General features: G+C 43.1%; 5 protein-coding genes. All 5 read left to right on the top strand.

Going from position 1 to position 6,501, the window contains the following annotated elements; all coding sequences use genetic code 11:
- The first annotated feature begins 63 nt into the window (after positions 1-63).
- The gene (gene proQ, locus AACT21_RS04815) at positions 64-693 is read left to right on the top strand and encodes an RNA chaperone ProQ (RefSeq protein WP_017044692.1); all 630 of its coding nucleotides are present in this window, start codon (positions 64-66) and stop codon (positions 691-693) included.
- Between the two features lie 17 nt (positions 694-710).
- Positions 711-2,705, top strand: coding sequence for a carboxy terminal-processing peptidase (prc, locus tag AACT21_RS04810; RefSeq protein ID WP_013856915.1), 1,995 nt, complete (start codon positions 711-713; stop codon positions 2,703-2,705).
- Positions 2,706-2,846: 141 nt separating this feature from the next.
- Positions 2,847-3,530 (top strand): hypothetical protein, encoded by a 684-nt coding sequence (locus AACT21_RS04805; protein WP_013856914.1) that lies wholly within the window; start codon positions 2,847-2,849, stop codon positions 3,528-3,530.
- 210 nt (positions 3,531-3,740) lie between these two features.
- Positions 3,741-6,347 (top strand): aminopeptidase N, encoded by a 2,607-nt coding sequence (gene pepN / locus AACT21_RS04800; RefSeq protein WP_094164232.1) that lies wholly within the window; start codon positions 3,741-3,743, stop codon positions 6,345-6,347.
- A gap of 65 nt (positions 6,348-6,412) precedes the next feature.
- A partial coding sequence (locus AACT21_RS04795; protein WP_141138407.1) for a DUF2835 family protein occupies positions 6,413-6,501 on the top strand: 89 nt, incomplete at its 3' end.

The raw sequence follows: 6,501 nt of genomic DNA, 5'->3' as shown, positions 1-6,501 counted from the left end.
CTATAATACCGAACATATTTATCTTAATGCCTCGCGGAAAGACCGCATAAACCAGGAATCCTCATGGAAAACACTGAAAAGTTAAAAAACAGCAAAGAAGTTATTGCGTACATTGCTGAATGTTTCCCTAAGTGCTTTACTTTAGAAGGTGAAGCAAAGCCTTTGAAAATTGGTATTTTTCAAGATCTTGCAGAACGCCTAAACGAAGACTCAAAAGTAAGTAAAACACAGCTGCGTGCTGCGTTAAGACAATACACGTCGTCATGGCGTTATCTACATGGTGTTAAACTAGGTGCAACTCGTGTTGACCTTGATGGCAACCCATGTGGAGAGTTAGAAGAAGAACATGTAGAGCACGCACAAGCCGCATTGGCAGAAAGTAAAGCTCGAGTACAGGCTCGTCGTAAAGAGCAAGGACAAAAAGCACGCGAAGAGGCAAAAGCGAAGCAACCAAAAGCGAAAAAGCCTCAAGCACAAGCTCGTCGTCCTCAAGCGAAAGCGCCAAAAGCTGAAAAACCTGTCGAGACGCGCGCTTTAAATGCTGATGAAATGATCACTGGCAAACAAGTGAACGTAAACATGGGTAAAGGAAACATGGCTGCGACCATTGTTGAAGTTAATAAGGAAGATGTGCGCGTTCAACTTGTCAACGGCCTACAAATGGTTGTGAAAGCGGAGCACTTGCGCGCATAAAGGAGAAATTCCTACGCATGAAATGCCGTTCAAAATTAACGTTGATCGCTGCTGGCCTATGGCTAGCAGCGTCATCCGTTCAGGCCTTAGAAGCCACTCTTAGCAAAGAAGATTTACCTCTTCTTGCCCCAGAAATGCAGCATGAAACGGCGAGTAAGCGTGTGACTTCCCGTTTTACTCGTTCTCATTACAAACACTTCAACTTGAATGACGATTTCTCGCAAGCTATCTTCAATCGTTATCTCGAACTGCTCGACTACAACCGCAATATCTTTACTCAGAGCGATATTGATTCCTTTCATACGTGGTCGACACAACTTGATGATCAACTCAAGGCTGGCAATAACCAAATTGCATTTGATGTTTATAACTTATCAATGCAAAAGCGCTTTGAGCGTTTTCAATATGCGCTTTCTCTGCTCGACAAAGAAATTACATTTGAAGCCGATGAATCGATGGAACTTGATCGCTCAAAAGCAGCTTGGCCGAAAGATAAAACCGAGCTCGATAAGTTATGGCAGCAACGTGTCAAATATGATGCACTGAACTTAAAGCTTACGGGTAAAGAGTGGCCGGAAATTAAAGAAACGCTAGGCAAGCGTTATAATAACGCGATCAAACGTCTGTCTCAGACCCACAGCGAAGATGTATTTCAGCTTTATATGAATGCTTTCGCGCGTGAAGTTGATCCGCATACTAGTTATCTCTCTCCACGTAATGCCGAGCAGTTCCAATCAGAAATGAATCTTTCATTGGAAGGGATTGGTGCTGTACTGCAAATGACCGACGACTACACCATCATTCGTTCGTTAGTTGCGGGTGGTCCTGCCTCAAATAGCAAGCAGTTGGGTGAAGGCGATCGTATTATTGGTGTGGGCCAAGATGGCAAAGAGATGGTTGATGTTATCGGCTGGCGTTTAGATGATGTCGTACAACTGATCAAAGGCCCGAAAGGCACTAAGGTGAAGTTGCAAGTTTTGCCGGAAGGTAAAGACGCTAAAAGTCACGTTGTCACTATTGTTCGAGACAAAATTCGTTTAGAAGATCGAGCGGTTAAATCAAAAATCATCGAGAAAAATGGCAAGAAAATCGGCGTGCTTGAAGTCCCTAGCTTCTATGTCGGTTTAGCGCAAGACACGGACAAATTGCTGACTGAACTGAAGCAGAAAAAAGTGGATGGCGTGATCGTCGATTTGCGTAATAACGGTGGGGGTGCATTAACGGAAGCGACGGCATTATCCGGCTTATTTATTGAAAGCGGTCCGGTTGTGCAAGTTCGCGATAGCTATGGACGAGTAAACGTTAATAGTGACACGGATGGAAAAATCAGTTATCAGGGTCCTATGACGGTATTGGTGAATCGCTACAGCGCATCAGCCTCAGAAATTTTTGCAGCGGCAATGCAAGATTATGGACGAGCGATCATTGTTGGCGAAAACTCATTCGGTAAGGGAACGGTTCAACAGCATCGCTCGTTGAATCATATCTACGACTTGTTTGATAAAGAATTAGGCTACGTTCAATATACGATTCAGAAATTTTATCGTATTGATGGTGGTAGTACGCAGAATAAAGGTGTGGTGCCTGATATTGCGTTACCCACTGCGATTGAAGCAAAAGATACCGGTGAGAGCGTTGAACCTAATGCGCTTCCTTGGGATCAAATTGAGCGAGCTAAATACGACAAGTTACAAGCTAATGAAAAACTGATTGCTAAGCTATCTGCGCAGCATCAAGCTCGTATTGCCAATGATATGGAGTTCGGCTTCATTAACGAGGATATTGCAAAGTATAAAGCGGAGAAAGATGACAACACAATTTCTCTCAATGAATCTGTGCGTAAGCAAGAAAGTGACAAGGCAGATGAATTGCGTTTGGCGCGGATTAACATGCGACAAGTCGCCAATGGTTTGAAGCCCTATAAAACCTTGCAAGATGTACCTAAAGATTATGAAGCTCCAGATGTTTATTTAGAAGAAGCAGTGGCGATCACTGTTGATATGCTAAATTAGCAACCAGTATCAATGAAAAGCGAGCCTTAGTGCTCGCTTTTTTGATCTTATTTAAACCAAATAAATAACGTGATACAGATCAAACATTTCGCTTTATCGTACAACCGGTTCTAAGCTTAAGAAAAAAGCGAGGAGCGTGTTATGAAATGGATAAGCATCATTTTTACCTGCATTGTTCTTATCAGCACCAGTGCGGCACAAAGTCAAAGTAGTGGTACGCAGACTCATCAAGACTTAACTCAGTTTGATCTCCCTTTTTTACTTGGTGATTGGTACCTACTTAACCCCAATCCTGACACTTCTTCCGATGATTTTCGTTCTATTAAACTGACCTTGGAATCGAATTATCGTTTCAAGATCGATATTCAAAAGAAAAATTATAATGTGGAGCACTGGGAAGGTGAATTTGACGCCAGCGATAACAGCTTGATTTTGGGGCTTAATTCATCGCAACCTCAAGTTTATCAATACCAAGTGAACCACAACATGCTCAACTTAAACGGCATTATGTTCACTAAAGCTTTACCAAATGCGTTGGCAGGGGTGTGGTCTAGCAAACGGATATTTGGTGAAGATGCGATAGCAACCGACATTAACCAACTTGATCTCGTTTTACAGCCGGATTTTGTATTTATGTTCAGAGTAAGTGGTGCTAATGGTAACGAATCGATCCATAAAGGGGTGTACTACACAGAAGGTGATCATTTGGTGCTCCTTTATGAAGACGGAGAACATGATACTCGCTATACGCTTGTTAGCGATATGTTAACGTTAGAGGTGGAAAATGGTTCCATGTCGGCTGTTTTAGCGCGAGTAAATCCGTAGTCTTGCAATCTTCTATCATAAGAAAGGCAATGAGTGAAATCTGTTGATATATGGGTAAATTGTCAGCGAAATAACGGGGTATTTGTCTTAAATGCCTCGTTTTTCGGTTTGAGGGGTTGTTATTAATGATAACAAGCCTTAGATCTATAGCCATCTTACTGAATGTTTATCAAAAACGTCACATTTCACTCCGTCAACAAGGATTCCGACATGGCTCATACACCCCAAGCCAAGTATCGCAAAGATTATCAATCTCCATCACATACCATTACGGATCTCGAATTAACATTCGATCTCTTTGATACCAACACCACAGTGACTGCCGTTTCTCACGTTAAGCAGCAAAAAGAGAGTAACCAATTGGTGCTGGATGGTGAAAACCTTGAGCTGAAATCGCTCAAAGTGAATGGCACCGAATGGCAAGATTTTCAGCTGCTTGAAAGCGGGCTCTCGATCTCATCATTACCTCAAGAGTTTGAATTGGAGATCGTGACACTGATTAACCCTGAAGCGAATACCGCACTAGAAGGGTTATACAAATCGGGTGGTGCGTTCTGTACTCAGTGTGAAGCAGAAGGTTTCCGTCGCATCACTTACTTCCTCGATCGCCCAGACGTTCTTGCAAAATACACCACGACCGTGATTGCTGACAAAAAAGATTACCCATTTTTATTAAGTAACGGTAACCGTATCGAACATGGCGATCTCGCAGAAGGTCGTCATTGGGTGAAGTGGCAAGATCCACATCCGAAACCTGCTTACTTATTTGCTCTCGTTGCGGGTGATTTTGACGTATTACGTGATCAATATAAAACCAAGTCTGGTCGCGACGTTGCCCTCGAGATTTTTGTTGATAAAGGTAACCTCGACCGCGCTTCTCATGCGATGACATCACTTATCAACGCAATGAAGTGGGACGAAGAGCGCTTCGGCTTAGAGTATGATCTCGACATCTACATGATCGTTGCCGTTGACTTTTTCAACATGGGTGCGATGGAGAATAAAGGCCTCAACATTTTTAACTCTAAGTTTGTGCTAGCCAATGAAAAAACCGCTACCGATACTGATTATTTAGGTATTGAAGCGGTGATTGGCCACGAATATTTCCATAACTGGACTGGTAACCGCGTTACTTGTCGTGATTGGTTCCAATTAAGCTTAAAAGAAGGCCTAACGGTATTCCGTGACCAAGAATTTTCGTCTGATTTAGGGTCGAGAGCGGTGAATCGCATTAATAATGTGCGCATTATTCGCGGGCCACAATTTGCGGAAGATGCCAGCCCAATGTCACACCCAATTCGTCCCGATAAAGTGATAGAAATGAATAACTTCTATACATTAACTGTCTATGAAAAAGGCAGTGAAGTGATTCGTATGATGCATACGTTATTGGGTGAAACGAATTTCCAAAAAGGGATGAAGCTCTATTTTGAGCGTCATGACGGCACTGCCGCTACCTGCGAAGATTTCGTGGCAGCGATGGAAGATGCTTCTGGCGTCGATCTTACCCAATTCCGTTTATGGTATAGCCAATCTGGTACACCGATTGTTTCAGTGAGCACTGAATATGACGCACAACAGAAAACCTATGCCTTAACCGTAGAGCAAACAACCGAACCAACGCACGAGCAAAAAGAGAAAGCAGCGCTGCATATTCCTTTTGATGTTGAGTTATACACCGCTCATGGTGATGTAATTGAGTTACAATGTAACGGAAAGCGAATCTCTAATGTACTGAACGTAACACAGGCTAAGCAGACCTTCGTGTTTGAAAATGTGCCAGAGAAACCGATCCCTTCCTTGTTGCGCGAATTTTCAGCACCAGTGAAACTGGAGTATGACTACAGTGATGATGAGCTTATCTTCTTGATGGTCAATGCTCGTAACGAATTTGCTCGCTGGGATGCAGGCCAAATGTTGTTAGCCAAATATATCCGTAGCAATGTGTTTGGAGTGCAGTCGGGTAAGGCGGCGGATTTGCCTGAATCGGTAGTTGATGCATTCCGTGGTGTGTTACTGAGTGAGGCTCTAGAGCCTGCTTTTATTGCGGAAATGCTCTCATTGCCTAGCCATAATGAGGTTTCAGGTTGGTATAAACGTGTGGATGTTGATGCTATAGCGACCGTACTTAAAGCGATGAAAGTACAGCTTGCTAACGCATTGCAAGATGAGCTCAATGCGGTTTACCACAGTTTAAAACAGACAGCATACAGCATTGAACACAGTGCAATTGGTGAACGAGCATTGCGCAATACTTGCCTTGCTTATTTAGCTTATACCGACCAAGGCAATGATTTGGTGCTGGCTCAGTATCACAGCGCCAACAACATGACTGACACCATAGCCGCTATGAGCGCTGCGAATAGTGCACAGCTTATGTGCCGTCAAGCACTGATGGATGATTACAGTAATAAATGGAAACACGATGGATTGGTGATGGATAAATGGTTTGCACTGCAAGGGACTAACCCCGCGCCAAGTGTTTTGGATACCATTCAACAAACCATGAAACATGAAGCATTTAGCTTAAAAAATCCAAATCGTACCCGCAGTTTAATTGGTTCATTCCTCAGCGCAAACCCAGTTAATTTCCATGCAAAATCGGGTGAGGGATACCGTTTTGCAGGGCAGATACTGCGTGAACTCAATGATAGTAACCCCCAAGTTGCGTCGCGTTTAATTGATCCTTTACTTAAATTCAGGCTCTACGATGAAACTCGTCAAGCAATGATGAAATCGGAGTTGGAGACTTTGAAGTCAATGGATAATTTAGCTCGGGATCTCTTTGAAAAAGTAACAAAAGCGCTCGAATCTTAAGGATCTTAACTCTACTAAGAGCGAGGTGATAGATACGTCTCCTCGCTCTATTTTGGTTAACGGCTATGAAGCAATACTATTTTACTCTCAACATTTCCTATCAAACTTACTTAGCGCACTATTCTGGTGTAGCAAGCTCTGTACAAGTCTACAC

Origin of the sequence: Vibrio sp. V08_P9A1T1, from assembly GCF_963874405.1 — a bacterium.
Lineage (GTDB): Bacteria > Pseudomonadota > Gammaproteobacteria > Enterobacterales > Vibrionaceae > Vibrio > Vibrio anguillarum.
The sequence above is the reverse complement of the archived record's forward strand: the minus strand, read 5'-3'. Positions and strand labels throughout refer to the sequence as shown.